The sequence below is a fragment of the Terrabacter sp. 2YAF2 genome (assembly GCF_052114705.1).
GTDB lineage: Bacteria > Actinomycetota > Actinomycetes > Actinomycetales > Dermatophilaceae > Terrabacter.
This window is the reverse complement of record NZ_JBFRFG010000005.1, coordinates 427,916-454,164: the sequence shown is the minus strand read 5'-3', so window position 1 is coordinate 454,164 and position 26,249 is coordinate 427,916. Positions and strand designations below refer to the sequence as shown.

Sequence of the window (26,249 nt, the reverse complement as noted above, 5' to 3'; positions counted from 1 at the left end):
GCGTTGCTGCGCGATCCGGACCGAGTACACCCCGCCGACGCGGTTGCGGGCCAGCTCCCGGGTCACGCTGGATCGGTGCACGCCCAGCTCCGCGGCGATCCGGGCCGGGCGGTGGCCCTCGCCCAGCCGCAGCGCGATCACGGCCCGGCCGGCTTCGGTCAGACGCCCCCGCGCGTCGGTCCAGTCGCCCTCGCTCACCGGTGCGGCAGGGCGCGCGAGGCCACCGACGGGCCCCATCCGAAAGGTCATGCCGGCCACCTTGGCCCATCGACCCACCGCGCGGCGGTCCACCGCGATCCGCCGCGCGGCGGTCGACCGCGATCCGCCGCGCTACCTCCAACGCCGGTAGGCCCTGCTCCAGCAGCCCCAACGCCTGCTGCCGCTGAGCCCAGGAATACGTCCCCGGGATCCCACCCATCGCCTGCCTCCACGCAATCCGTGTTGCGCAGACGATCTGAAGCCAAGAAGGTGCCCCTCGGGAAGTGGGCACTCGAGTGGAGCTGCCCGTCGAGTGCTCAGTTCCCCACGCCGCGGCCCGTCGGGAAGTGGGAACTCGAGTGAAGGTGCCCCTCGGGAAGTGGGCACTCGAGTGGAGCTGCCCGTCGAGTGCTCAGTTCCCCACGCGGCCACCCGTCGGGAAGTGGCACTCGAGTGGAGGGGGTCAGGGGCGGGGGTCGAGGGCGTCGTAGTGGCGGAACGACGGGACCCGCGCGACCGTGACGAGAACGAGGACGACGACGAGGACGCCGCCGACGACGGGCGGGACCCACGTCGCCGTCAGGGTCGCGAGGGTGCCGGCGAACATCTGACCGAGCCGGGGACCGCCCGTGACGACGACCGTGAAGACGCCCTGGGTGCGGCCGCGCAGGTGGTCGGGCACCGCTGACTGCAGGATCGACTGGCGGAAGATCGCGCTGATGTTGTCGGATCCGCCGGCGACGGCGAGGCAGAGGGCCGCGAGCGCGAGGGCCGACCGGTTGACGGCACCGAAGTCGCTCGACGCCACGGCGTGCCCACCGATCTCGGTCACGGCGAGCACCACTCCGAAGCCGAGGATCGCCAGGCCGTAGGAGACGATCGCGTTGCGGATCGCCAGCCCCTGCCACCGCAGGCCGGTGACGCGACCCGATCCGAGACTCGACACGATGCCACCGACGGCGAACGACGCGAGCAGGATGCCTGCCGTGACCGACCCACCGCCGATGACGATCGCCCCGACGGCGGGGAAGAGCACCATCGGCTGGCCGAAGGTCATCGCGATGATGTCGACGACGAAGCTCATCCGCACGTTGGGCGCCCGGCGCAGGTGCGTGAGCCCGTCCACGACCGACCGGAATCCCCCTGCGGCGACGTGCTCCCCCTCGGGCCGGATGCGAGGGAGCGTCCAGAGGCCGAAGAAGCCGGCGACGAAGAGCACGACGTCGACGGTGTAGGTCCAGGCATAGCCGGCCCGCGCGACGAGCACGCCGGCGATGCCCGGCCCGACCGTCACCATGACTCCCGCCGAGATGCCGAGCAGGGCCGCCGCCTTGGGCAGCTGCTCCTTGGGCAACAGGCGCGGCGTGATCGCCTGGCGCGTCGCGGAGGCGATGGTCGCGCCGACGGCGTTGACGGTGGTGATGACGTAGAACATCCAGACCACCTCGGCGCCGGCCCACGTGATCGAGGCCAGGACCACGGTCGAGGCCCAGGCGACGGTCGAGGCCGACAGGGCCACGGTGCGCCGGTCGAAACGGTCGGCGATGGCACCCCCGTAGAGGCCTGCGACGATCATCGGCAGCAGGGAGAACCACGCGACGAGCGAGACCATGAAGGTCGACCGGGTCAGGTCGTAGATGTGCAGCCCGACGGCCGTGTTGGTCACGAACGTGCCGATGCCGGCGAGGGTGTTGCCGAACCAGAGCCGGGCGAACGCCGGACTCACCCGCAAGGGCGTCAGGTCGACAAAGTGCGAGCGACGCGCGTGGTCGATCGGCGCTGGCGCCCCAGGTCCGGGAGGTGCGTCGGTCACAGAGCGAAACTACGCCACGGCCAAGGTGTCCGACGGCGCGGGGATGCAGGCCTCCACCTCGCGAAGCCGCGAGCCGTCGCGGACCCACACCCACCGGCCGTCGGCGGTGCGACGGGCGACCTGGGTGCGCACCGTGCCGTCGGCGGTCGTGGACGTCGTCATGGCGAGATCCCCGCTGATCACGGCACGCGAGCTGACGGCAGCGCCGTCGCCGCCCAGGACCCCGGCAGCCATCGCCGCGGCGAGCGCCTCGCGGATGGCGGCAGGGCCCGCCGCCTCGCGACCGCGCGGCAGGCTCACGACGGCGTCGGCGGCATACAACCCCACGACCGCGTCGAGGTCGCCCGCGGCGACGCAGGCGGCGAAACGGGACTCGAGGGCCTCCGGGGCGTCAGCCCCCACGGCGGTCGGGTGCGCGGTCGTCGTCATGGGCACACCGTGCCACCGGCCACTGACACCGCCGCCATATGTACCTTCCGTGGGCACTCGCGACACCACTCTCAAGCAGAGCCCGGGCTACCAGCCTCGGCGCGCGGTCGGCGGTGTTGAATGGGCACCATGTCGCCTCGCCCACTCCACGTCACCTTCGTGTGCAGCGGCAACATCTGCAGGTCCCCCATGGGGCACGTGATCCTCCAGCGCATGGTCGATGACGCCGGTCTGTCCGACGACGTCCGGGTCAGCTCGAGCGGCACCGGTGACTGGCACGTCGGCGAGCACGCCGACCCGCGCACCGTCGAGGTCCTCGCCCGCCACGGCTACGACGGGTCGCGGCACCGGGCCCGGGAGTTCGACCCCGACGAGTTCGACGAGTTCGACCTCATCCTCGCCTCCGACGAGGGACACGTGCGCACCCTGAACCGGCTGGCCCGCGCGCCGCACCAGCGCGGCAAGATCCGGCTCGTGCGCGAGTTCGATCCCGACGCCGTGGCCGCCGGCACCCTCGAGACGGGCGACCCGTGGTACGGCGGAGCGGAGCACTTCGCCCGGTGCTTCGCCGAGGTCGAGGCCGCGTGCCGTGGCATCCTCCTCCACGTCAAGGACCAGCTGGACGGCCGACAGGCCGACGGCCTGCAGCAGCGCGTGGACACCGACCACCCCTGACCCGATGCGAGACGTGAACCTGACCGTGCCCGACTACCCCTACGGCTCCCCGTGCTGGGTCGACCTGCTCGTCAGCGACGTCCGGCGCGCGAAGACCTTCTACGGCGAGCTCTTCGGCTGGCAGTGGCTCGCCGGGGACCCCGCGACCGGCGGCTACACGATGGCCCTGCTCGACGGGCATCCCGTCGCCGGCATCAGCAGCAAGCCCGACGGCGCCCCCGTCCGGAGCCAGTGGACCACCTACCTGCGCGTCGGTGACATCGAGGTCGCCGAGCGCGCCATCAACACGTACGGCGGTCGCACCCTCGGGCGTCCCGTCGCCATCGGGGCCCTGTCGCGCACCCTCATCGCCGTGGACCCCGGCGGGTCGTACTTCGGCGTGTGGGAGCCGGGCGACCTGCCCGGCAGCGGTGTCCTCGACGAGCCGGGCTCGCTGACGTGGAACGAGCTGCTGACGCGGGACTTCGACCGTGTCCAGACCTTCCAGCTCGCCGTCTTCGGCCACGAGTTCACTGACGAGACGGAGCCCGGAGGCCCGCGCTGGGCGACGGCCCACACGGGCGACGGCAACCCGGCCTTCGGGCTCGCGGAGATCGACGACGAGTGGCCGCGGGAGATCCCGCCGCACTGGGTCGCCTCCTTCGCGACGCACGACGTCGTCCCCGGGCTGGACCGGGCACTCGAGCTGGGGGCCACGCTGCTCCAGGGCCCGTTCGACGGGCCCTACGGTGTCGGTGCGGTGCTGAGCGGCCCTGAGGGAGAAGTCTTCTCGCTCCTCGTCCCCGACCTCGCCTGACCACGACACCAACACACCAACACACCAGGAGCCACCCGTGCCCGTCCACGAAGGGCCGTTCGCGCCCGGCACCCCCTGCTGGGCCGACGTCATGGTCGACGACCTCGACCGCGCGCGTGACTTCTACGGCGGTCTCTTCGAGTGGACCTTCGAGGCCCTGCCTCCCCAGGCCGGCGGCTACGTCATGGCCCGCAAGGACGGCCACGTCGTCGCAGGTGCCCTGGCCAAGAACCCGGACGACCCGGGCCAGGTCAGCGCATGGACCGTCTACCTCGCGACCGACGACGTCGACGACGCCGTCCGACGCGCCAGGGCGGCGGGTGGCGTCTTCTTCCTCGAGCCCACGAACGTGCTCCGGGTGGGGCGCATCGCCGTCGGCGCCGACCCCGCAGGCGCGGCCTACGGGCTGTGGCAGGCCAAGGAGCTCAGCGGCGCCGACCTCGTCGACGAGCCCGGTGCACTGTGCTGGGCCGAGTCGATGAGCCGCGACTACGACGCGAGCACCCGCTTCTACTCCGACGTCGTCGGCTACCGGCTCCAGGAGATCGGCGAGGGCGGCGTCCGGTACTCCGTCGCCAGCCTCGACGGTCTGCGCGCCGTCGCCGGCATCGGCGCCATCCCGGCGCAGGCCCCGGCGGCCGTGCCGTCGCACTGGATGGCGCACTTCGCCGTGGCCGACTGCGACGCGTCCGCCGAGCGCGTCACGACCCTCGGCGGCTCCGTCGTGCAGCCGCCCGTCGACACCCGCTACGGCCGGATGGCGCTCGTCGCCGGCCCCGAGGGCGAGACGTTCTCGGTCATGCAGCTGCCCGAGCCGTCGACGACCGACTGACCGAGGGCGTATGCCGTGTGCGCGGGACCGCGCGCGGCCGCCCGACGGCGGCGGACGGCATACGAACCACTCCCCTCGCTCTGGGAGGATGTCGGCATGGTTTCGCTTGCTGACGCAACCCCGCCCATCGCGCTCGGGGCGCTCGACGGCCGCTACCGCGGCGCCGTCGCGCCGCTCGTCGACCACCTCTCGGAGGCGGCCCTCAACCGGCAGCGCGTGCACGTCGAGATCGAGTGGCTGATCCACCAGACGAGCCACGGGGTCGTGCCGGGCGTCCGCAGCCTCACCGACGACGAGATCGCCGCGCTGCGGGCGGTCGTCGACGACTTCGGCACCGACGAGGTCGCCGAGCTCGGTGACATCGAGCGGGTCACCGTCCACGACGTCAAGGCCGTCGAGTACTTCCTCAAGAAGCGGCTCACCGTTATCGCCCCTGCCGAGGAGGACAAGGGCCTCGCCGAGCTCATCCACTTCGGCTGCACGAGCGAGGACATCAACAACCTCTCCTACGCGCTCATGGTCAAGGGCGCCGTCGAGCAGGTGTGGCTGCCGCGGGCGCGGGCGCTCGTCGCCCAGGTGGCGGAGATGGCGCGCGACCTCAAGGACGTGCCGCTCCTCGCCCACACGCACGGCCAGCCGGCGACGCCGACGACGATGGGCAAGGAGCTCGCCGTCCTCGCGCACCGCCTCGGCCGCCAGCTGCGGCGCATCGAGGGTCAGGAGTACCTCGGCAAGTTCAACGGCGCCACCGGCACCTTCGGTGCCCACGCGCTCGCCCTGCCCGACGTCGACTGGCCCGCCGTGTCGCGCGCCTTCGTCGAGGGGCTCGGCCTCACGTGGAACCCGCTGACGACGCAGATCGAGAGCCACGACTGGCAGGCCGAGCTCTACGCCGACGTCGCGCGGTTCAACCGCATCCTGCACAACCTCTGCACCGACGTGTGGACCTACATCTCGATGGGCTACTTCGCCCAGGTGCGTGGCCAGGGCACGGTGGGGTCGTCGACGATGCCGCACAAGGTCAACCCGATCCGCTTCGAGAACGCCGAGGCCAACCTCGAGGTGAGCAACGCGCTGCTCGACGTCCTGGGCGGCACGCTCGTCCAGAGCCGCCTCCAGCGCGACCTCACGGACTCGTCGATGCAGCGCAACATCGGCACGGCCTTCGGCCACTCGCTGCTCGCCCTCGACAACGTCGCCCGCGGTCTCGCCGGCCTCGACGCCGTGCCGGAGCGCATGGCGGCCGACCTCGAGTCGAACTGGGAGGTGCTCGGCGAGCCGATCCAGTCGGCGATGCGGGCCCTGGGCGCGCAGGGCGTTCCGGGCATGGAGGAGCCCTACGAGCGGCTCAAGGAGCTGACCCGCGGCCGCCGGATCGACGGCGACGACCTGCGCGAGTTCGTCGGGGGGCTGGGGCTGCCGGCCGACGTCGAGGCCCGCTTCGTCGCCCTGACCCCGCAGACCTACACGGCCCTCGCGAGCCGGCTCGTCGACGACTACCTCCCCTGACGGCATACCCCCTGATCGAGAGAGCGATCCGTCCGCCGGGCACCCACGACACGCCCGGCGAGACGCGGACGGATCGCTCTTTCGATCGGCGGGGAGGGTTGCTCTTTCGATCGGCGGGGAGGGCGGGCTACTGTGCGTCAGCATGGCCCGATCCCGCCGCGCCAGGCTCCGCGACCTCGACGAGGCAGCCCTCTCCCTGCCGGAGGTGACGCGCGACCCGCCGACGGGCGGGCGATCCTCGTTCCAGGTGCACGGCAAGACCTTCGCCTTCTCCCGCGGGCCACGCAAGGACGCGGTCGACCCCGCCACGGGCGAGCTGTACGACGACGTCCTCGCCTTCTCGTGCACGGCCGAGGACAAGGAGTCGATGGTCTCCGACCCGGAGTCCCCGTGGTTCACGACGCCGCACTGGAACGGCTACAACGCCGTGCTGCTCCTCGAGCGCGACCTCGGCCGCCTCACCGTCGCCGAGCTGCGCGAGGTCGTCACGGACGCCTGGCTGGCGAAGGCGCCGAAGCGGCTCGCCCGGACCTTCCTCGAGGCAGACGGCGCGCCCTCCCCCCAGTGAGCGGGAAATACCCCAAGGGGGTACCGTGGTTCTCGACGAGAAGGAGGTGCCATGGCCGGTTACACCGGGAGCAAGGACGACTACCTCAAGCGCCTGCGCCGCATCGAGGGACAGGTGCGGGGCGTGCAGAAGATGGTCGACGCGGACACGTACTGCATCGACATCCTGACCCAGGTCAGCGCCATCACCAAGGCCCTGCAGGCCGTCAGTCTCGGGCTGCTCGAGGACCACGTGGCGCACTGCGTCGTGGACGCGGCGCGCGAGTCCGACGAGGCCGCGCAGACCAAGGTCCGCGAGGCGTCCGAGGCCATCGCCCGGCTCGTGCGGAGCTGACCGTGAACCAGTCCGACACCGCTCCGAACACGCGCCCGACCATCCCACCGACCCCCACCTGGACCGGCACGACGCCCGAGGAGGCACCGATGAGCCAGACCGTCCACACCGAGATCACCGTCGCCGGGATGACATGCGGCCACTGCTCGGCCGCCGTCACCGAGGAGCTGACAGCCCTGCCCGGCGTCACCGACGCCGCCGTCGACCTTCACCCCGGCGAGGACTCGCCCGTCACCATCACGAGCGAGGCGCCCCTCGACCGTGCTGCCGTCGACGCCGCCGTCACCGAGGCGGGCTACAGCCTCCGATGAGCGACACCCTGTCCCCCTCCACGACCGCCGAGCACCCACCCGAGGAGGTGCGGCTCGCGATCACCGGCATGACGTGCGCCTCCTGCTCGGCCCGCATCGAGCGCAAGCTCGCCAAGGTCGCCGGCGTCCAGTCCGCGACGGTCAACCTCGCCACCGAGAAGGCGCGGGTCCGCTTCAGCGCGCCGGTGACGGTCGATGCCATCGTCGCCGAGGTGCAGAAGACCGGATACGGCGCCAGCGTCCTCGACGACACTCCGCGCGCCGAGACCGGGTCGGCCGCCGGTCCGACCCCCGGCGCCGGCGAGCTGCTCCGCAAGCTGCAGGCGAGGTACGCGCGTCAGGACACCGGCGCCGACGACCGGGCCCACACCTCCGACGACCAGGGCGACCACCTCGGACACACGCCCGCCCAGGACGTGCTCAAGCCGCGCCTCATCGTCGCCATCGCGCTGACGATCCCGGTGCTGCTCCTCGCCATGGTGCTGCCGACGTTCGCCGCCAGCCCCTGGCTCGAGCTCGCGCTCGCCACCCCCGTCGTCTTCTGGTGCGCCTGGCCCTTCCACCGCGCCGCCGCCGTCAACGCACGCCACCTCGCCTCGACGATGGACACCCTCGTGTCGCTCGGGGTGCTCGCCGCGTGGGGCTACTCCGTCGTCGAGCTGCTGCAGGGCGGCATGCACCTCTACTTCGAGGTCGCCTCGGTCGTCACGACGTTCCTGCTCGTCGGCCGGTTCCTCGAGGCCCGCGCGAAGGACTCCGGCAAGGACGCCCTGCGTTCGCTGCTCGACCTCGGCGCCAAGGACGTGTCGGTCCTGCGCATCGACCCCCGGTCGCGGATCACGAGCGAGACCCGGATCCCCGTCGGCGAGCTCGTCGTCGGCGACCAGTTCATCGTGCGTCCGGGCGAGAAGGTCGCGACCGACGGAGTCGTGCGCGACGGCTCGAGCGCGGTCGACGCGAGCCTCGTCACCGGCGAGTCCACCCCGGTCGACGTCTCCCCCGGCGACCCCGTCACCGGCGGGTCGATCAACACGACCGGCCGCATCGTCGTCGAGGCCCGCAAGGTCGGGGCGGACACGATGCTCGCCGGCATCCAGCGGCTCGTCGAGACCGCACAGACCGGCAAGGCCGACGTCCAGCGCCTCGCCGACCGCGTCTCGGCCGTCTTCGTGCCGGTCGTGCTCGCCGTCGCCGTCGTCACGTTCGTCGCCTGGCTCGCCACCGGTCACGACCTCGCGACCTCGCTCGCCGTCGGAGTGACGGTCCTCATCATCGCCTGCCCGTGCGCGCTCGGTCTCGCGACGCCGACGGCCCTGCTCGTCGGCACCGGCCGGGGCGCGCAGCTCGGCACCCTCATCAAGGGGCCGCAGGTGCTCGAGGACACCCGCCGCGTCGACACCGTGGTGCTCGACAAGACGGGCACCATCACCACCGGGGAGCTGCGCCTGCGCAGCATCGCCGTGCGCGGGACCCTGTCGAAGACGGCGGCCCTCACCGCTGCCGCGGCCGTCGAGCAGGGCAGCGAGCACCCCGTGGCCCGCGCCGTCGTCGACGGTGCCCGCCTGGCACGCCTCGAGCTGCCGCGCATCCGCGACTTCCAGGCCAACCCCGGCGAGGGCGCGACCGCACGGATCAAGGACACCGAGGTCACCGTCGGCAAGGCCGTCCTCTTCGAGGGCGTGGCCCCCGAGCTGCTCGAGCACGCCCGGAGCAACGCCGGCACCACGGTCTTCGTCGGCTGGGACGGCGTGGCCCAGGCGGCGCTCACCGTCGAGGACACGGTCCGCGACTCGTCGAAGGCCGCCATCGCCCGTCTGCGGGAGCTCGGCCTCACCCCGTACCTGCTCACCGGTGACAGCGCCTCCAACGCGCGCAGCGTCGCCGAGCAGGTCGGCATCGACGCCTCCAACGTGCGCGCCGACGTGCTGCCGGCCCAGAAGCACGAGGTCGTCACCGAGCTGCAGCAGTCGGGCCGCGTCGTGGCCATGGTCGGCGACGGCGTCAACGACGCGGCCGCCCTCGCCCAGGCCGACCTCGGTCTGGCCATGGGCTCGGGCACCGATGTCGCGATGGACTCCGCCGACATCGTCCTCGTGCGCCCCGACCTCGACGCCGTCGGCGACGCCATCGGCCTCTCCCGCGAGACGCTGCGCATCATCAAGCAGAACCTCGCCTGGGCGTTCGGCTACAACACGGCGGCCATCCCGCTCGCGGCGTTCGGCCTGCTCAACCCGATGATCGCCGGCGCGACCATGGCGCTGTCGTCGGTGCTCGTCGTCAGCAACTCCCTGCGCCTCAAGCGGTGGACACGGTGACCGGCTGACGCCGATGGCAGGATGACCCGGGTGCGGGACGACCCGGCAGCTCACGACAGGGGAGGTTCGACGATGACGTCGACGACGGAAGCGCCGCGGGCGGCGCCGCCAGACGAGCACCACAGGCGGCGGGTCCGCTCGAGCCTGTGGCCGGTGCCGCTGCTCGCCGTCCTCGGGTGGTTCGTCGGGCTGTTGCCGTGGCTCGTCCGCCGGTCCAGCCAGGGGACGTTCGGCACCCCGTGGAACCCGCGCAACGACCTGCGCAGCGCCCTGCTGCCCTTCCACCACCAGCTGCTCATGCCGCTGCTCGTCGTCGCCGTCATGGCCGGCGTCTTCGCCGGCTGCGCGCCGGTGTGGAACGCCCGTCGGCGCAGGCGGCGCCTCGGGCTCGCGGCGCTCGCGACGCTCGGCGCCGTCGTCGCCACCGGCTGGTCGGTCGCCCAGACGCTGGCGCCCGACCCCGAGCTCGGCGGCTCCGGCACCACCGCCGGCCAGGTCCGCCTCGCCTTCGTCGCCCTCACGGTCATCGGCGTCGTCACGGGTCTCGTGCTCGGGCTCGTGATCTCGCTCGGCGGCCCGGCGCTCCGGGTGGTCGCCGCCGCGCCCGTCGCCGTGGTCGGCGCCGACTGGCTCGGTCAGCTCGCGCTCGGCACCGTGCGCGAGCCGGCACCACCGACGTGGCTGCCGACGGTCCTCGCGGCCCTCTCAGGCGTCGTGGTCGGAGCACTCCTCGCCGCCACGGTCCGCAGCCGGCGCGTGGTCCGGGTCGTCGCGTGGGTGTGCGCCCTCGCCCTGCTCGCCCTCACCGCGGCCGCCCTGACAGCCGCCCGCTACGTCCTCGAGGCCCTGCGCGGCACGCCCGTGCGCGGCGCCGACGTGAAGGAGCTGCTCGTCGACGGGCTCCAGGTGTTCGAGCGGTCGCTGTCGTCGACGCTGACGGGAGCGGGTCTCCCGCCCTCGCCGCCGCTCACCGCCGTGCTCGTCGCCGTCGGCGTCGGCGTCGCCGGCACGGTCCTGCTGCGCCGAACCGTCGGGGCATCGTCGGGTCGGCCACTCGACTGACCCCCGTCCGGTCGCGGGCGCGGCCGGACGGCATACGCCCTCGGAACGACGAGAACGGCGGCCACCCCACAGGGGTGACCGCCGTGTCGCGTGCGAGTTGATGAATGCGTCAGATGGTGACCTTGCCGCCGGGGGTGTCGAAGGTGACCGACAGCAGGCCGGGGGTGCCGTGGGGGGCGACGAACGTGAAGTCGATGCCGCCCTTGTCGAAGGTGTCCTCCGGGCCGAGCCACTCGCGCACGCGCTTCGGGTCACCGGCGATCTGGAGGTTGTCGATCGAGACCGACGTGTCGGCGCCCGCCGAGGGGTGCACCGTCATGTCGTCCCACTCGATGAAGTAGGGGACCTGCGGGTCGGCCATGAGGCCCTTGATGCCGAGCTGTCGCCACTTGAGCTCGGTCCCGTCGGGGCGGTGCCGGTTGCCGAGGACGGCCTCGCGACCGAGTCGCTGCTCGACCTTGGCGATGTCGTCGACGGCGACGACCCAGCCGAGCCAGCCCCCGCCGGCCTCGGAGGCCGCGCGCACGGCCTGACCGAAGGGCGCCTTGTCGGACGCCGGGTGGTCGAGCACCTCGACGACCTCGAGGTAGTGGTCCTTGGCCAGGGGGAAGATCACGTTGCGCGTGCCGAAGCGGGGATGCACCCCTCCGTCGACCGGCGCGACGCCGATGAGGTCGGACAGTCGGGCGGCCGTGGCCTTGAGGCCACCAGCCTCCGCTGCATAAGAGACGTGGTCAACTCGCATACAGAACATCGTGACACACGCCAAGGGATGCTTTTGACCAGCCCTCCCCCTCTCTTGCAGGGTCGTCACACGCGTCACACGGACGAAACCTGACGGTCATGTCGTATGCCGTCCCGCGGGCTCCCCGAGAACATGACGGGTCAGCGCGCGTCGCGTTGACGAACCGCCTCGTAGAGCACGATCGCGGCCGACGCGGCGACGTTGAGACTGTTCGCCTTGCCGCGCATGGGGATCCGGACGCGGTGCGTGGCGGCCTCGAGCAGGGTCCGGTCGGCGCCGTGCTTCTCGCTGCCGACGGCGATCGCGACACGACCGGTGTAGTCGACGTCGGTGTGCAGCAGGTCGGTCTCGGGGGTGGTGACGACGAGACGGATCTCGTGGGCGGCCATCCAGTCGAGCGCCTCGGCGGTCGTCGCGCTCGCAGCGGGCACCGCGAAGACGGTGCCCTTGCTGGCGCGCACGACGTTGGGGTTGCCCCAGTCGGTGACGGGATCGGCCGCGACCACGGCGTCGACCCCGGCTGCGTCGGCGGTACGGAGCATGGCGCCGAGGTTCCCGGGCTTCTCGACTCCCTGGCTGAGCAGGGTGAGGTGGTCGGGACCGTCGACGTGCAGGTCGGCGAGGTCGACGCCGACGCGGCCGACGACGGCGATGAGGCCGTCAGGTCCCTCGCGGTAGCTGACCTTCTCGAAGGCGTTCCGGCTGAGGTGGACGACCTCGACGCGGTCGTGCCGCAGCCGGGCGAGCAGGTCGACCTGGTGGCCGATGTCCTGCGACCCCGCCCGGCCGGCGGGGCTGAACAGCTCCTCGCACACGTAGACGGTGCCGGGACGCACGCCGGCCGAGAGGGCGAGGCCGATCTCCTCGTAGCCCTCGACGAGGGTCTGGCCCGTCTCCTCCCGGGTCCGCCGTCGGCGCAGGCCGAGCAGGCTCTTGAGGCGAGGGTTGGACGCGGAGCTGATCGTCAGCTCGCGGGTGGGGTGCACCGGGTCCGTCATCTTCGTCATGGCGGGCCCAGCATCCCATCCGTTCGCCGGTGCCGCGAGGGCGCCGCACGAACGCCCCCGTTCGTAGAGTGAGGGCGTCCCTGACCGAGGAGGCTCCGTGACCGACTTCCCCCGCCTGATGCACACCGCGCTCGACACGACCGACGCCCGCGGTCTGGCCGACTTCTACTGCGAGCTGCTCGGTCTGCACTGCCGGCCGGGTGACGAGCGACCGGCCACCGGGCCCGACGACGCCGACTGGATCGTCCTGCTCGACGCGGACGACGTGCGACGGCTCGCCGTCCAGCAGGTCGACGAGCTGGCCCGCTCGACGTGGCCGAGCCACGAGGTGCCGATGCAGCTCCACGTGGACTACGCGGTCCCGACCCTGGCCGAGCTCGAACGACACCGCGACCGGGCCCTCGCGCTCGGCGCGACCGTGCTCCTCGACCGCACCGCCGACGACGGGGAGCCACTCGTCGTGCTCGGCGACCCGGCCGGTCATCCCTTCTGCCTTCTCGTCGCCCCGTGAGGCCCCCGACCGTCGGCGGGTCGGCGTAGCGTCGGTGGCGACGCAGAGCTCGAGGCAGGAGACGCGATGACCACCTTCGAAGGACGGCCCAACACGGCCCTGCTCGTCGTCGACGTGCAGAACGACGTCGTCTCCGGCGCGTGGGACCGCGACGGCGTCATCGCCCGCATCAGCGACCTCGTCGGCAAGGCGCGCGCCGAGCACGTGCCCGTCATCTGGGTGCAGCACTCCGACGACAACATGCCGGCCGGCAGCGACGGCTGGCAGTACGTCCCGGAGCTGACCCGCGACGAGTCCGAGCCGCTCGTCCACAAACGCTACGGCGACTCCTTCGAGGGCACCGACCTCGAGGCGGTGCTGGCCGAGCGACAGGTCGGCCGGGTCGTCGTCACCGGCGCCCAGACCGACGCGTGCATCCGGTCGACACTGCACGGCGCCCTCGTCCGCGGCTACGACACGACGCTCGTCGAGGACGCCCACACGACCGAGGACCTGCGCCAGTGGGGTGTGCCGGTCTCTCCAGAGCAGGTCATCGTGCACACCAACGTCTCGTGGTCCTGGGCCGAGGCGCCGGGCCGCACAGGCGACGTCGTGCCGGCGGCCGACATCGACTTCGGGGCACGCTGAGCCACGCACCCGACGCGAGCGCGGGTGTCCCGGCCCGTTCCCTGACACGACTCGAACACGAGCGTGACGCGGACGCCGCCCCTGCTCACTACGCTGCGAACGTGTCCTCCGAGCCCGGCACCAACCCCGACCCACGTCCGGACCCCCGTCCGGACCCGCGTCCGGACTCCGGCCGCGGACTCGTGCTCGTCGTCGAGGACGAGCCGGCGATCGCGGACGTGCTGCGGCTCAACCTGCGCGCCGCCGGCTACGGCGTCGAGGTCGTCGGTGACGGCGCGAGCGCCCTCGACGCGGCGCGCGACCTCCGGCCGAGCGCCATCGTGCTCGACATCGGGCTGCCGGTGCTCGACGGCATCGAGGTGTGCCGACGCCTGCGAGGCGGTGGCGACTGGACGCCCGTGCTCTTCGTGACGGCCCGCGACGACGAGGTGGACCGCATCGTCGGCCTCGAGCTCGGCGCGGACGACTACGTCACGAAGCCCTTCTCCCCGCGAGAGCTCGTGGCACGGCTCGGGGGCGTGCTGCGGCGCACTCGCGGGGACGCCGCGGCCCCCGAGGTGCTCCGCGCCGGTGACCTCACCGTCGACCTGACGAGCCACGAGGTCCGAGTCGCCGGCCGGGACATCGCCCTGACGGCAACGGAGTTCGACCTGCTGAGCCACCTCCTGCGCCGGCCAGGGGTCGTCTTCACACGCGAGCAGCTGCTCAGCGAGGTGTGGGGGTATGCCGCGACGGCCGGCGGGCGCACCGTCGACGTCCACGTGGCACAGGTCCGGGCGAAGCTCGGCGACGCGAGCCCGATCCGCACCGTCCGCTCGGTCGGGTATGCCGCCGAGCGCCCGCCCGTGGGCGACGCCCGGTCCCGACCGTGACTGGCGGGCGTGGCACGCTCTCGCGACGGATCGTCCTGCTCGCCGTCGGCGTCGCGGTGCTGACGGCGCTGCTCGCCGGGCTGCTCGCCGTGAGCCTGACCCGGACGTCGGTCGACGACTCGGCGCGAGGCACGCTCGCGGCGATCGCCGACGCCGCCGCCGAGCGGGCCGACTCGGGAGCGGCCGCCCGGGTGTCGCAGAACCGGGCCGTGCGCACCCTGGGGACGCTGGGCATCGAGTCCGCGAGCGTCGGCCGGGCCGGCGCCGTCGCGTCGCCGAGCCCCCTCGCCCGCGACGCCCTGACCCCGTCCCGTCGCTCGGCCCTGCTCGCCGGCGACTCCATCTCGGACAGCGACGTCGTCGACGGCACGCCCGTCCTCATCGAGGGGCGCCCCACCGACGCGGGCGGCATCGTCCTCGTCCAGCGCCGGTCGGACGCCACCGCCGACTCGGACCGGCTCGTGCGGCGGGTGCTGCTGGCCCTGCTCATCGCCGCGCTCGTGGCCGTCGTCGTCAGCGTCATCGTGGCCCGACGCCTGGCCCGGCCGCTGCACCGCACGGCCGATGCGGCGCACGCTCTCGCGGCCGGGCGACGCGACGTGCGCGTCCCGGTCGAGGGCCCTGCCGAGGTGGCCGAGGTCGCGAGTGCCCTCAACTCCCTGGCCGGATCGCTCTCTCGGTCGGAGGGGCGCCAGCGGGACTTCCTCCTGTCGGTGTCGCACGACCTCCGCACGCCCCTCACCGGCATCAGCGGCTACGCCGAGTCCCTGGCGAGCGGTGTCGTGCCGGCGGAGGAGACGGCTCGGGTGGGAGGTGTCGTCCTGACCGAGGCCAAGCGGCTCGAGCGGCTCGTCGGCGACCTGCTCGACCTCGCCCGGCTCGGCGCGGACCGGCCCAGCGTGGCCCCGGAGCACACCGACCTCGTCGCACTCGGACGGGAGGTCGAGTCCGTCTGGTCGAGGCGGTGCTCCGCCGTCGGGGTGCCCTTCGCCTTCGTCCCCACCGTGGCCCAGGCCTGGACCGTCACCGACCCGGCGCGGGTGCGTCAGCTCGTCGACGGCCTCCTCGAGAACGCCCTCCGCGTCACGCCGTCCGGACGACCGGTGCTCGTCGAGGTGCGGCGCGAGGCCGGGCCCCGAGGAGACGTCGACGTGGTCGAGGTGCGCGACGGAGGGCCGGGCCTGACCGACGAGGACCTCGCCGTCGCCTTCGAGCCGTCGGTGCTGCACGAGCGCTACCGAGGCCTCCGACCCGTCGGCACCGGCCTCGGCCTCGCCATCGTCGACCGGCTCGCCCAGGTGCTCGGCGGCACCGTCGAGGCCGGGCACGCGAGCGAGGGAGGCGCACGCTTCACGCTGCGCCTCCCCCACCGGGACGGCGTGGAATGAGGCACCCCGCTCCGCGGTTGACCACCGCATGACCACCTGGGGATTCATCGGCAGCGGCAACATCGGCAGCACCGTCGCCCGGCTCGCGATCGCGGCCGGTCACGACGTCGTGCTCAGCAACAGCAGGGGACCCGAGACCCTCGCGGACCTCGTCGGCGAGCTCGGCCCGCACGCACGCGCGGCGACAGCGCAGGAAGCGGCGAGCGCCGGCGACATCGTCGTCGTGACGATCCCGCTCAAGGCCTACCGCGACATCCCGGTCGACGCGCTCGCCGGCAAGGTCGTCATCGACACGATGAACTACTACCCCCAGCGCGACGGACAGATCGAGGCGCTCGACGACGGCTCGACGACGAGCTCCGAGCTGCTCCAGGCGCACCTGCCGCAGTCGCACGTCGTCAAGGGCTTCAACAACATCTTCTTCCAGCACCTGCGCGACCTCGCCCGACCGGCGGACCCGACCGGCTCCGACGAGCGCAGCGCCCTCGCCATCGCCGGTGACGACGCCTCGGCCAAGGACACCGTGCGTCAGGCGCTCGACGCCCTGGGCTACGACACCCTCGACCTCGGGCCGCTCGCCGAGGGCTGGCGCACCCAGCCCGGCCAGCCGGCATACGGCATGCAGTACGCCGCCGACGAGAGCGACTGGGCGGCCGGCGCCCGTCGGGCCGGGAGCGACGAAGTGGCGGGACTGGCCATGCGGGCCGTGCGCGAGGTCTGACCCCGACCCTCGACAGCCGTTTGGGCGGTGTCCCCGCCACCCGTAGACTCCTCCGCGAGGGGAGTACTTCCTCGCACGCTCCGGTCAGTACGGCGGTCACGCGACCGCCCCGGTCCGCGGCCGACGGCAGTCGGTGAAGGAGACCTCAGACATCGTTCTGAGGAGACTCATGCTCACTGCCCTGTCCGCCGCCACCCCGGCGCCGCCTGCAGGCTCACTCGAGTCGATCGGCTCGCCGACGCTGTGGCTCGCGACGATCGCCGGCGTCGCCGCCCTCTTCGTCATCGACTTCCTCATCACGCGCCGCCCGCACGACCCCAGCATGCGCGAGGCGATCGGCTGGTCGGCTGTATACATCGCCATCCCCGTGGCCTTCGGTGGCTGGCTCTGGTCGCAGTACGGCTCCCAGCAGGGGGTGGAGTACTACACCGGCTACCTCGTCGAGAAGTCGCTCTCGGTCGACAACCTCTTCGTCTTCATCATCCTGCTCTCGGCCTTCGCCGTCCCGCGTGAGCTGCGCCAGCGGGTGCTGCTCATCGGGGTCGGCGGCGCGCTCGTGCTCCGCGGCGTCTTCATCGCGCTCGGCGCGCAGATGATCGCCAGCTTCGCGTGGACCTTCCTGCTCTTCGGCGCGATCCTGCTCGCCACCGCGGTCAAGGTCGGTCGCGACGCGCTCTCGCACTCCGACCACGGCATCGACGTCGACCAGCTGCGCAGCGTCAAGCTGATCCACCGCTTCCACCCCGTCACCGACGCGTATGCCGGCACGAGCCTGACCGTCCGCGAGGGCGCGAGGCGCGCTTGGACGCCGCTCGCCCTCGTCGCCATCGCCATCCTCGGCACCGACGTCGTCTTCGCGATCGACTCGGTGCCGGCCGTCTACGGGATCACCGGCGACCCGTACCTCGTCTTCGCCACGAACGCGTTCGCCCTGCTCGGCCTGCGCGCTCTCTACTTCGTCCTCGAGGGCGCCCTGGCCAAGCTCGTGCACCTCGGGCACGGGCTGTCGCTCATCCTCGCCTTCATCGGCGTCAAGCTCGTCCTGCACTGGGCGCACGGTGTGTGGCCGGGCGTCCCCGAGATCCCGACGCTGCTCTCCCTGGGCGTCATCCTCGGCATCCTCGCCGTCGTCACCGCGACGAGCCTGCTCTCCAACCGGCGGGCGGAGGACGAGGACGCGGGCGAGTCCGACGACGAGCCGTCGTCCGTGCCGCAGGCCTGACCACCCCGACCACTCCGTCGAGTGCCCACGTCCCGACGTCGGGACGTGGGCACTCGGCCGGGGGAACCGTCTGCGGCGGGGCGCCGCGCCTCAGCTCGTCGCGCTCGGGGAGGGCGTGCTGCCGGGCTGGGGCGTCGTGGCCGCGAACACGACGACGCGAGCCTTCGGGTTCGTCGCGCCGAGGCCGGTCACGACCGCCTTGGAGCCGACCTTGACGGCGCCGATCGTCGAGTCCGTGCCCTTGCCCTTCGTACGGGCGCGGACCTTGGTGTCGGCAGCGACGGTGAACGTCAGGGAGAAGCCGTCCTTCGCCTTGACGGTGATCGAGCTGCCCGAGACCGCGGTGACGTCGCCGCGGATCGCCTGGTGGGTGACGAAGCCGCTCTTGCTGTTCGTGACCCACACGCCGTGCAGGCCCCGCAGCAGCCGCGCCCGCAGTGCCTTGCGGTCGCCCTGGCGGGCGTCGGCGCCCGTCGTGCCGTCGACGGCCGGCGTCTCGAGGGCCGCGTTGACGAGGTCGACGGTGTCGGCATCGGTGGCGGCCGCGGTGGCGTCGTGCTGCACCTGGCCGGCGCCGATCGCGCTGGCGGCGGTGCCGTTCGCATCGGTCTTCGAGCAGGCGCCGAGGGCAAGGCTGCCGAGGACGAGGACGGCAGCCCCGAGGGCGGTGGAGGAGCGCAGCAGGCCGGTCGTCCGGCGCGTGTCGGTGTTCATGGGAACCACACTCCCGCACGCAGGTGAAGCATCGGTCCGGGTCGTGTTCGGATCGTGTTCGGGCTGCCCGGTGGCACCCGGCGGGGCGGTCGGGGGCGCGTGCCGTCAGGCGAAGATCGGTCCCACGGCCGGGTAGGCGGCCGTGAGAACCGTGCGCGCCGCCGTGGGCGAAGGGACGTCGCGGCCGCTCCCCCCGGCCTCGGGGTCGTCAGACCGGTCCGGCCGCGCGTCGCAGGAGCAGCGACCTCTCGGCGTCGTTCTGGGTCATCTCGGCAGCCCGGACGAACTCCGCACGGGCCTCGCCGTCGCGCCCGAGGCGCGCCAGGAGGTCTCCGCGGACGCTCGGGAGCAGGTGGTAGTCGGCGAGGCCGCCGGAGGCGACGAGCCCGTCGACGACCTCGAGCGCGGCGCCCGGGCCCTCGGCATAGGACAGCGCGACGGCCCGGTTGAGGTCGATGACGGGCGACGGGCGGATCACGCCGAGCTGCCCGTAGAGCGCGACGATGCGCCCCCAGTCGGTCGCGTCGGCGGTGCGGGCGCGCGCATGGCAGGCCGCGATGGCCGCTTGCAGGACGTACGGCCCTGCCGCATCCTGAGCCGGGTCGAGGAGCGACACGGCGCGGTCGAGTGCCGCCAGGGCGTGCCGGATCAGGGCCCAGTCCCACTGCGTCCGGTCCTGGTCGAGGAGCAGGACGGCCTCGCCGTCGCGGCCGATGCGGGCGCGGGTGCGCGACGCCTGGATCTCCATGAGCGCCAGCAGCCCGTGCACCTCGGGCTCGCGGGGCGCGAGCGCCGACAGGACGCGGCCGAGCCGGATGGCCTCCTCCATGAGGTCACCGCGCACCCAGTCCCGACCCGACGTGGCGGCATACCCCTCGTTGAAGATGAGGTAGACGACCTCGAGCACCGATGCGAGTCGCGGGGCCAGCTCGGCACCCGACGGGATCTCGACGGTGACGCCGTCCTGGCTCAGGGTCTGCTTCGCCCGCGAGATCCGCTGCGCGACGGTCGCCTCGGTGGTGAGGAAGGCTCGTGCGATCTCGCGAGTCGTGAGCCCGCCGATCATCCTCAGGGTCAACGAGATCCGCGCCTGGGCGGTGAGAGCCGGATGGCAGGCGGCGAAGATCAGGCCGAGGACGTCGTCGTCGATGTCCTCCAGGGCCGCGTCGAAGTCGCCCTCGGCCAGCTCGGCCACTCTCAGCTCCTCCAGGTGTCCGACCTGCTGCAGCTTGCTCGCGAGGTTGACGTCGCGGCGGATGCGGTCGATGGCCCGCCGCCGCGCCGTCGCGGTGAGCCACGCACCCGGCTTGTGGGGTATGCCGTCACGGGTCCACTGCTGGAGGGCCTGCACGAACGCGTCCTGCGCGAGGTCCTCGGCGAGGCCGACGTCGCCGACCAGCCGGGCGACGACGGCCGTCACCTTGGCGGCCTCCATGCGCCAGACCGCCTCGAGCGTGCGTGCGACGTCGTCGGTGCGCGGGCCCATGGTCGGTGACACCCCGCCACTCTCGCACGCCCCCTCCCCCGAAACACACCCGGAAACAGTCAACGTCCTACAGCTGCAACCGGCCTGTGCTGACCGTTTCCGGGTGTGTTGCGGTGAAGTCCTCGGGCGCGAAGACCTGCCGCAGCTCGAGGGCCAGACCGGGCCCGGGCGCGCACGACGTCGGCCACTTCCTCAGCCACTCGATGGCCTCCTCGCGGGAGCTGACGTCGATGATCGTGAAGCCGGCGATGAGCTCCCCGGCCTCGGCGAAGGGCCCGTCGGTGACGACCCAGTCACCGTCCTCCCACGTGACGCGCGCGCCCTTGGCGCTGGGGTGCAGGCCCTGCCCGTCGACGAAGACCCCGGCCTTGAGCATCTGCTCGTTGTAGGCCTGCATGTCGGCGAACTGCTGCTGGGTGCCGGTCCGGCCCTGCTCGGTCTCGGGGGTGGCCGGGACGATGATCATGAAGCGCATGGCGGTCTCCTCGGTGGTTCGCTGGGTGTCCATGCAGGGCCCTGGGGCCCGCCTCACTCCCACGTCGAACGGGACGGCCGGTTCTCGACACGACCCCCGGGTCTACCGCCGAACACTAGAGCTCGAGGCGGACCGTCGCAGCCGACTCGACGCCGTCGCGGAAGGGGACGCCGTCGCGGGCGGCCTGGGCCACGGCCTCGAGGATCGGCGCGAGCCCGTCGTCGTCGACGTGACCGGCGACCTCGTCTGCGACGGCCTTGACCTGGTCGGGAGCGTTGTCCATGGCCACGCCCCAGGCAGCCCAGTGCAGCATCTCGAGGTCGTTGCGCTGGTCGCCGCAGGCGACGGTGTGGATCGGCTCGACGCGCAGCTGGCGCCGGACCAGCTCGAGGGCACTCGCCTTGGACACGCCCTCGGGGTTGATGTCGAGCCACGCCGACCAGCCGACGGCATACGACACCCCGTGCAGACCCGCGCGCTCGACGACCTCCATGAACTCCTCGGCCGTGGCCTCGGGCTGACGGAGGGTGACGCGGGTGACGGGGTGGGCGATGAGCTCCTCCCACGCGACCTCGCGAGAGTGACCCATCAGCTCGCCGTCGGGGAAGTGCTTGCTCACCTTGAAACCGACGCCCGGCTCCTCGACGGCGATGAGCGCGTCTGGAAGGGCGACCCGCATCTTCTCGAGCACTGCCCGCGGGTCGAAGGTGACCATGTCGATGATCGAGTAGCCCTCTGCCGCAGAGGGATCCAGTTGAAGCGTCAGGGCGCCGTTGGAGCAGATGGCGTAGCCCTCGCGCAGGCCGAGAGCCTCGAGGATGGGCGTCGTCGCGATGATCGACCGGCCCGTGGCGATGACGACGGCGACGTCGTCAGGCAGGGCCTGCACGGCGTCACGGACACGGTCCGAGAGCTCGCCCATGTGGTTGAGGGTCGTGCCGTCGAGGTCGAGGGCGAGCAGTCGCTGTGCCATGCGCTCACCGTATCGCCCGACGCGGAACGGCCACGCAGGGCCGATCGCCCATCGCCCAGGCGCTACCGGATCGTCATCCGGCGGTCACCCTCGAGCTACTCCGTCACTGCTCCGCCAGACGGAGCAGTGACGTAGGTGCGGCCCCGTGCCGACGACGACCGTCGGTCGGCGCGCCGGAGCCTCAGGCGAGGCGGCCGAGCGCGTCCTCGATGCCGCGGTGCAGGGTCGGGTAGGCGTAGATCATCGAGCGCAGCCGCTCGATCGGGACCTCGGCGTGCACCGCGACGGCCAGCGCCCCGAGCACCTCTCCCCCGGCGGGACCCATCGTCGTGGCACCCACGAGGACGCCACGGTCGGCGTCGGCGACGACCTTGATGAGCCCGTCGGCCTTGGCGATCCAGCCGCGGGTCGTCTCGCCGAGCGGCGTGACGCCGACCTGGACGTTCGCGAGCTTCTCGCGGGCCTGCGCCTCGGTCATCCCGACGGCACCGACCTCGGGATCGGTGAAGGTGACGCGCGGGAGGGCTGCATACTCCGCCGGCGGACCGTCGTCGCCGAGGACGTCACGGATGACGACACCGGCCTGGTACATCGAGACGTGCGTGAAGGCCCCCTTGCCGGTGATGTCGCCGATGGCCCACACCCCGTCGGTGACCCGGCAGCGGTCGTCGACCGGCGCGGTGCGCGAGTCCTTGGCGACGCCGACCGTGTCGAGCCCGACGGCGGCGGGGTCGGCGCGGCGGCCGGTCGCGACGAGCAGCTTCTCCGCCGTCACGGTGGCGCCGCCCGCCAGGGTCACGGTGAACGCCGACCCGTCGTGGGTGACCTTCTCGGCGCCGACGCCCTGACGCACCGTGATGCCGTCGGCCTCGAGTGCCTGCTGCAGCGCGGCAGACGCCTCCGGCTCCTCGAGCGCGAGGATGCGGTCGGCGGCCTCGACGATCGTCACGTCGACGCCGAAGCGGGCCATGACCTGGCTCAGCTCACAGCCGATGGCGCCACCGCCGAGCACGATGAGCGAGGCGGGCAGCTCCGTGGTCTCGATGACCTCGTGGTTGGTCCAGTAGGGCGTGTCGCGCAGGCCCTCGATCGGCGGCACTGCGGCCGTCGTGCCGGTGTTGACGACGATGCCCGTGGTCGCGGTGTACGCGGTGCCGTCGACGTCGACTCGGCCGGGTCCCGCGATGCGGCCGGTGCCGCGCACCAACGTCGCCCCTTTGCCGGTGAGGCGGTCGACGGCGACCTGGTCGTCCCAGTTGTCGGTGGCCTCCTCACGGATGCGGTTGGCGACGACCGACCAGTCGGGCGTGACCTGACCGACCGAGCCGGCGAGCCCGTCGACACGGCGGGCCTCGGCGAGGGCGTCCGCCGCACGGATCATCATCTTCGACGGGATGCAGCCCCAGTACGGGCACTCACCGCCGACGAGCCTGCGGTCGACGCCGAGGACACGCAGGCCGCGCTCGGCGAGACTGCCGGCAACGTGCTCACCGCCCGGACCGAGGCCGATGACGATGACGTCGAAGGTGTGGTCGCTGTCGGTAGCCATGCCACAGCCTTACCCGTCCGGCCCTCGCTGGGAAGAGCATGTCCCTGCGCGACGAGGACGCTGCCGACGACGAGGAGCATCGCGACGAGGTGGACGGGTCCGAAGTGCTCCCCGAGGAGGACGACGCCGAGCAGGACGCCGACGACGGGGTTCACGAGGCCGATGATCGAGGCCGACGTCGGTCCGAGCACGGCCAGGCCGCGGAACCACAGGACGTAGGCGACGCCGCTGCCGAGCAGGCCGAGGTAGACGAGGGCGCCGACGGCCGGGAGATCGAGTGCGGGTGGAGCCCCCTCGACGACGAGCCCGATCGGCAGCAGGACGAGACCGCCGGCGACGAGCTGCCAAGACGTCACGGTGACGACGTCGTCGTTGGGCGACCATTTCCGCGTCAGGACGAAACCGACCGACGAGAGCACGACGGCAAGGAGACCGGCTACGAGCCCGACCGGGTCGAGCGGCTTGTCGAGTCCGTTCTGGAGCACCAGGAGGGCCACCCCGACGAGGCCGACGAGCCCGGCCGCCAACGAGATCCGCGCCGGACGCTGGCGGAGGAGCAGACGCGCGACGCCCATGGTCACCATCGGGGCGGTGGCGACGAGGGGGGCGCCGAGGCCGCTGGGGAGGCGGTAGGCGGCGAAGAAGAGCAGCGCGTAGAAGATGCCGATGTTGAGCGACCCCAGGACGAGCGAGCGCCACCACCAGTCGCCCTTCGGCAGGCGCCGCAGCCACAGGAGCATGAGCAGCCCGACGGGCAGGGCCCGCACGGTGGCGGCGAAGAGCGGACGGCCGGGTGGCAGCCACTGCTGCGTCACGGCATACGTCGATCCCCAGATGGCGGCGGGGAGCGCCGTCAGCGCGACGTTCGCCCAGTCCGCTCGATTGTCTTCCATGGAAGGTAAACTACCTTCCGGAGAAGATATATTCCAGACATGCCCCAACCCGAGGACCACGCCCAGCACGTCGTCGACCAGTGGGCGGAGGCGCGCCCCGAGCTCGACGTGAGTCCGGTCCTCGTCATCGGCCGGCTGCACCGGGTGGCACTGGCCCTGACGACTGAGCTCGTGAAGGTCTACAACGCGCACGGCCTCGGCGAGGGTGACTTCGACGTGCTCGCGACGCTGCGACGCACCGGCGAGCCCTACGAGCTGACGCCGACGGAGCTCATGGCCCAGACCATGGTGACGTCCGGCGCGGTGAGCAAGCGGCTCGACCGGCTCGAGGGAGCCGGCCTCGTGGAGCGGCGCGTCTCCAGCGGTGACCGCCGCAGCCGCATCGTCGCCCTGACCGACAAGGGACGCGAGCTCATCGACCAAGCGGCCCCCGAGCACTTCGCCAACGAGGCGCGGCTGCTCGAGCCGCTCACCTCCGGCGAGCGCGCCACGCTCGCCCGCCTGCTCGGCAAGCTCGGGGCGTCCCTGGGGGTCTGAGGCGGCGGCTGTCGCCGCTGGACAGCCGGACGTCAGCAGCCGCATCGGCCTACGCTGCGCTTCCATGACCGTCACGACGCTGGTGCTGCTCGGCGTCGCCGCCCTGCTCGTCGGCTTCGCCAAGACCGCCATCGGGGGCGTCGGGAGCATCGCCGTCGCGATCTTCGCGCTCGTCCTGCCGACCAAGGAGTCGACGGCCGCGATCCTCCTGCTGCTGCTCGTCGGTGACGTCGTCGCGGTGTGGCACTACCGCCGCGACGCCGATCTCGGACTGCTCAAGCGCCTCATCCCCGCCGTGCTGCCCGGCCTCGCACTCGGCGCCCTCTTCCTGGCCTGGGTCGACGACACGACGCTGCGGCGGGCCATCGGCGGCCTGCTGCTCGTCCTCGCGGCGCTGCAGCTCGTCCTGACCTGGCGCTCCCCCGACACAGCGCGGGTGGGCGCGTCGAAGGCGGCCGCGATCGGCACGGGTGCGGCCGCCGGCTTCGCGACGATGACGGCCAACGCCGCCGGGCCCGTCATGACGCTCTACCTCGTCGCGCAAGGCGTCGAGAAGCGCCGCTTCCTCGGCACGAGTGCGATCTTCTTCTTCGGCGTCAACCTGTGCAAGGTGCCGTTCAGCATCGGGCTCGGCCTCTTCAGCGTCGATACGTTCTGGCGCACCGCGCTGCTCGCTCCGCTCGTGCTCGTCGGGTCCTGGATCGGGCTGCACACCGCACGCCGCCTCAGCCAGACCCGCTTCGACCAGGCGGTGCTCGCCGCGACTGTCGTCTCGGCGCTGGCCCTCGTCGTCCGCTGAGCGCGGGGCGAGTGCGCCTAGGGTGCTGCGCATGAGCACCCGCGCAGACGACGTCGAGCTGATCCGCGCCTCACGGCAGGCCTGGGGACGCCTCGAGACGTTCCACGTGCTCGGCTACTTCGCCGACGACGTGCGCGACGCCTTCGTGGCCCTCGGGCTGCACCCTCGGCTCAGCTACTTCGCGGCCCGCTCGGCCGCCTTCGGCGCCGTCGGTCCGGAGGTGCCGACCGCGACCTTCTACGTCTTTGCTCCGTGGCTGCTCCGGAAGGCGCTGCCGGCGTCGTGGGCGGTCGCCAGCCCGGAGCGGGTGCAGCAGGCCCGCCGCGACGCGATGTCGGTCGTGATCGAGCGGGTCGTCGGTGACGCCGACGTCAGCGAGCTGCTCGACCTCACGCGGACCGTGTGTGCAGGGCTGACCGCGCCGGGCCGCCCGTTGTATGCCGCCCACGCCGGGCTCGCGTGGCCCGACGAGCCCCGCCTGGCGCTGTGGCACGCCGCGACGCTCATCCGCGAGCACCGCGGGGACGGGCACGTCGCAGCACTGCTCCGCGCCGGGCTCGACCCGGTGGAGTCGATCGTCATCGGCGGCCTCTTCTCGGGCACCACCGGCTTCATGCGGTCGAGCCGCGGCTGGTCTGACGAGGAGTGGGCTGCCGGGGTCCAGCGGCTGACCGAGCGCGGCCTCCTCGACGGCGACACCCTCACCGAGGACGGCCTCGCCTTCCGCATGGACCTCGAGCGCGAGACGGACCGGATGGCGCTGGAGGGATGGGCCCACCTCGGGCTCGACGACACCCGCCGCATCGCCGAGCTCGCCGCCCCGCTGCGGTCCGCCGCGCTCGCGAGCGGCATCCTCCCCGACTGGATCGGCACCCGCGGCTGACGTCCC

At 72.5% G+C, this 26,249-nt stretch carries 28 protein-coding genes and 1 pseudogene; 18 read left to right on the top strand and 11 right to left on the bottom strand.

The genetic code is table 11. The features are described from left to right. The 3 genes from AB4030_RS08755 to AB4030_RS08745 form a co-directional block, all read right to left on the bottom strand. On the bottom strand, positions 1 to 249 hold a 249-nt coding region (locus tag AB4030_RS08755), incomplete at its 3' end, for a helix-turn-helix domain-containing protein (protein WP_442278825.1). Positions 250 to 661: 412 nt separating this feature from the next. Continuing rightward, complete coding sequence (locus tag AB4030_RS08750) at positions 662 to 2,011, bottom strand: MFS transporter (protein ID WP_442278824.1); 1,350 nt, start codon at positions 2,009 to 2,011, stop codon at positions 662 to 664. A 9-nt stretch (positions 2,012 to 2,020) separates the two neighbouring features. Then, positions 2,021 to 2,440 (bottom strand): YybH family protein, encoded by a 420-nt coding sequence (locus AB4030_RS08745; protein ID WP_442278823.1) that lies wholly within the window; start codon positions 2,438 to 2,440, stop codon positions 2,021 to 2,023. Positions 2,441 to 2,569: 129 nt separating this feature from the next. Here AB4030_RS08745 and AB4030_RS08740 point away from each other — a divergent pair, with 129 nt between their 5' ends. From AB4030_RS08740 to AB4030_RS08700, 9 genes are all read left to right on the top strand, one after another. Continuing rightward, on the top strand, positions 2,570 to 3,115 hold the full coding sequence (locus tag AB4030_RS08740; RefSeq protein WP_442278822.1) for a low molecular weight protein-tyrosine-phosphatase: 546 nt from the start codon (positions 2,570 to 2,572) through the stop codon (positions 3,113 to 3,115). A 4-nt stretch (positions 3,116 to 3,119) separates the two neighbouring features. Beyond that, on the top strand, positions 3,120 to 3,911 hold the full coding sequence (locus AB4030_RS08735) for a VOC family protein (protein ID WP_442278821.1): 792 nt from the start codon (positions 3,120 to 3,122) through the stop codon (positions 3,909 to 3,911). Positions 3,912 to 3,948: 37 nt separating this feature from the next. Continuing rightward, positions 3,949 to 4,743, top strand: a complete 795-nt coding sequence (locus AB4030_RS08730; protein ID WP_442278820.1) for a VOC family protein — start codon at positions 3,949 to 3,951, stop codon at positions 4,741 to 4,743. 96 nt (positions 4,744 to 4,839) lie between these two features. Then, the gene (gene purB, locus AB4030_RS08725; RefSeq protein WP_442278819.1) at positions 4,840 to 6,252 is read left to right on the top strand and encodes an adenylosuccinate lyase; all 1,413 of its coding nucleotides are present in this window, start codon (positions 4,840 to 4,842) and stop codon (positions 6,250 to 6,252) included. Positions 6,253 to 6,394: 142 nt separating this feature from the next. Beyond that, a complete protein-coding gene (locus tag AB4030_RS08720; RefSeq protein WP_442278818.1) occupies positions 6,395 to 6,820 on the top strand; it encodes an MmcQ/YjbR family DNA-binding protein in 426 nt (141 codons plus the stop codon). Positions 6,821 to 6,871: 51 nt separating this feature from the next. Continuing rightward, positions 6,872 to 7,153, top strand: a complete 282-nt coding sequence (locus AB4030_RS08715; RefSeq protein WP_442278817.1) for a metal-sensitive transcriptional regulator — start codon at positions 6,872 to 6,874, stop codon at positions 7,151 to 7,153. A gap of 2 nt (positions 7,154 to 7,155) precedes the next feature. Next, the gene (locus tag AB4030_RS08710) at positions 7,156 to 7,464 is read left to right on the top strand and encodes a heavy-metal-associated domain-containing protein (protein ID WP_442278816.1); all 309 of its coding nucleotides are present in this window, start codon (positions 7,156 to 7,158) and stop codon (positions 7,462 to 7,464) included. Then, a complete protein-coding gene (locus tag AB4030_RS08705; RefSeq protein ID WP_442278815.1) occupies positions 7,461 to 9,779 on the top strand; it encodes a heavy metal translocating P-type ATPase in 2,319 nt (772 codons plus the stop codon). The genes AB4030_RS08710 and AB4030_RS08705 overlap by 4 nt, the downstream gene beginning before the upstream one ends. A 72-nt stretch (positions 9,780 to 9,851) precedes the next feature. Beyond that, entirely contained in the window at positions 9,852 to 10,841 is a 990-nt protein-coding gene (locus tag AB4030_RS08700) for a hypothetical protein (protein ID WP_442278814.1), read from the top strand. A gap of 109 nt (positions 10,842 to 10,950) precedes the next feature. Here the strand turns inward: AB4030_RS08700 and AB4030_RS08695 are convergent, their stop codons facing one another. Together AB4030_RS08695 and AB4030_RS08690 are read right to left on the bottom strand one after the other, a co-directional pair. Beyond that, positions 10,951 to 11,586, bottom strand: a complete 636-nt coding sequence (locus tag AB4030_RS08695; RefSeq protein ID WP_442278813.1) for a VOC family protein — start codon at positions 11,584 to 11,586, stop codon at positions 10,951 to 10,953. 140 nt (positions 11,587 to 11,726) lie between these two features. Then, complete coding sequence (locus AB4030_RS08690; protein ID WP_442278831.1) at positions 11,727 to 12,584, bottom strand: TrmH family RNA methyltransferase; 858 nt, start codon at positions 12,582 to 12,584, stop codon at positions 11,727 to 11,729. A gap of 106 nt (positions 12,585 to 12,690) precedes the next feature. Between AB4030_RS08690 and AB4030_RS08685 the strand changes: the two genes are divergently transcribed. From AB4030_RS08685 to AB4030_RS08660, 6 genes are all read left to right on the top strand, one after another. Next, positions 12,691 to 13,104, top strand: a complete 414-nt coding sequence (locus AB4030_RS08685) for a VOC family protein (RefSeq protein WP_442278812.1) — start codon at positions 12,691 to 12,693, stop codon at positions 13,102 to 13,104. Between the two features lie 66 nt (positions 13,105 to 13,170). After that, a complete protein-coding gene (locus tag AB4030_RS08680; RefSeq protein ID WP_442278811.1) occupies positions 13,171 to 13,731 on the top strand; it encodes a cysteine hydrolase family protein in 561 nt (186 codons plus the stop codon). Positions 13,732 to 13,832: 101 nt separating this feature from the next. Beyond that, positions 13,833 to 14,603, top strand: a complete 771-nt coding sequence (locus AB4030_RS08675) for a response regulator transcription factor (protein WP_442278810.1) — start codon at positions 13,833 to 13,835, stop codon at positions 14,601 to 14,603. Then, positions 14,600 to 15,991 (top strand): HAMP domain-containing sensor histidine kinase, encoded by a 1,392-nt coding sequence (locus AB4030_RS08670; protein WP_442278809.1) that lies wholly within the window; start codon positions 14,600 to 14,602, stop codon positions 15,989 to 15,991. Before AB4030_RS08675 ends, AB4030_RS08670 begins: the two co-directional genes overlap by 4 nt. Before the next feature lie 28 nt (positions 15,992 to 16,019). Further along, positions 16,020 to 16,712 carry an NADPH-dependent F420 reductase gene (locus AB4030_RS08665; protein WP_442278808.1) on the top strand — a complete coding sequence of 231 codons (693 nt, stop codon included), beginning with the start codon at positions 16,020 to 16,022 and terminating at the stop codon, positions 16,710 to 16,712. Positions 16,713 to 16,881: 169 nt separating this feature from the next. Further along, entirely contained in the window at positions 16,882 to 17,934 is a 1,053-nt protein-coding gene (locus AB4030_RS08660) for a TerC family protein (RefSeq protein ID WP_442278807.1), read from the top strand. 90 nt (positions 17,935 to 18,024) lie between these two features. Here the strand turns inward: AB4030_RS08660 and AB4030_RS08655 are convergent, their stop codons facing one another. The 6 genes and pseudogenes from AB4030_RS08655 to AB4030_RS08630 form a co-directional block, all read right to left on the bottom strand. After that, entirely contained in the window at positions 18,025 to 18,648 is a 624-nt protein-coding gene (locus tag AB4030_RS08655) for a hypothetical protein (protein WP_442278806.1), read from the bottom strand. A gap of 208 nt (positions 18,649 to 18,856) precedes the next feature. Then, entirely contained in the window at positions 18,857 to 20,134 is a 1,278-nt protein-coding gene (locus tag AB4030_RS08650) for an RNA polymerase sigma factor (RefSeq protein WP_442278830.1), read from the bottom strand. Positions 20,135 to 20,201: 67 nt separating this feature from the next. Next, the gene (locus tag AB4030_RS08645) at positions 20,202 to 20,642 is read right to left on the bottom strand and encodes a YciI family protein (RefSeq protein ID WP_442278805.1); all 441 of its coding nucleotides are present in this window, start codon (positions 20,640 to 20,642) and stop codon (positions 20,202 to 20,204) included. Between the two features lie 82 nt (positions 20,643 to 20,724). Then, the gene (locus tag AB4030_RS08640; protein ID WP_442278804.1) at positions 20,725 to 21,582 is read right to left on the bottom strand and encodes an HAD family hydrolase; all 858 of its coding nucleotides are present in this window, start codon (positions 21,580 to 21,582) and stop codon (positions 20,725 to 20,727) included. Positions 21,583 to 21,763: 181 nt separating this feature from the next. Then, positions 21,764 to 23,047 (bottom strand): annotated as a pseudogene (locus AB4030_RS08635) (dihydrolipoyl dehydrogenase family protein); the annotation flags it as partial. Next, positions 22,963 to 24,024 (bottom strand): DMT family transporter, encoded by a 1,062-nt coding sequence (locus tag AB4030_RS08630; protein WP_442278803.1) that lies wholly within the window; start codon positions 24,022 to 24,024, stop codon positions 22,963 to 22,965. The pseudogene AB4030_RS08635 and the gene AB4030_RS08630, both read right to left, overlap by 85 nt. A gap of 39 nt (positions 24,025 to 24,063) precedes the next feature. Between AB4030_RS08630 and AB4030_RS08625 the strand changes: the two genes are divergently transcribed. From AB4030_RS08625 to AB4030_RS08615, 3 genes are all read left to right on the top strand, one after another. After that, positions 24,064 to 24,561, top strand: coding sequence for a MarR family winged helix-turn-helix transcriptional regulator (locus AB4030_RS08625; RefSeq protein WP_442278802.1), 498 nt, complete (start codon positions 24,064 to 24,066; stop codon positions 24,559 to 24,561). A gap of 64 nt (positions 24,562 to 24,625) precedes the next feature. Further along, the gene (locus AB4030_RS08620; protein ID WP_442278801.1) at positions 24,626 to 25,360 is read left to right on the top strand and encodes a sulfite exporter TauE/SafE family protein; all 735 of its coding nucleotides are present in this window, start codon (positions 24,626 to 24,628) and stop codon (positions 25,358 to 25,360) included. Positions 25,361 to 25,391: 31 nt separating this feature from the next. Continuing rightward, positions 25,392 to 26,243: an SCO6745 family protein gene (locus AB4030_RS08615; protein ID WP_442278800.1), complete on the top strand. Its 852-nt coding sequence runs from the start codon at positions 25,392 to 25,394 to the stop codon at positions 26,241 to 26,243. The last annotated feature ends 6 nt before the right edge of the window (positions 26,244 to 26,249 follow it).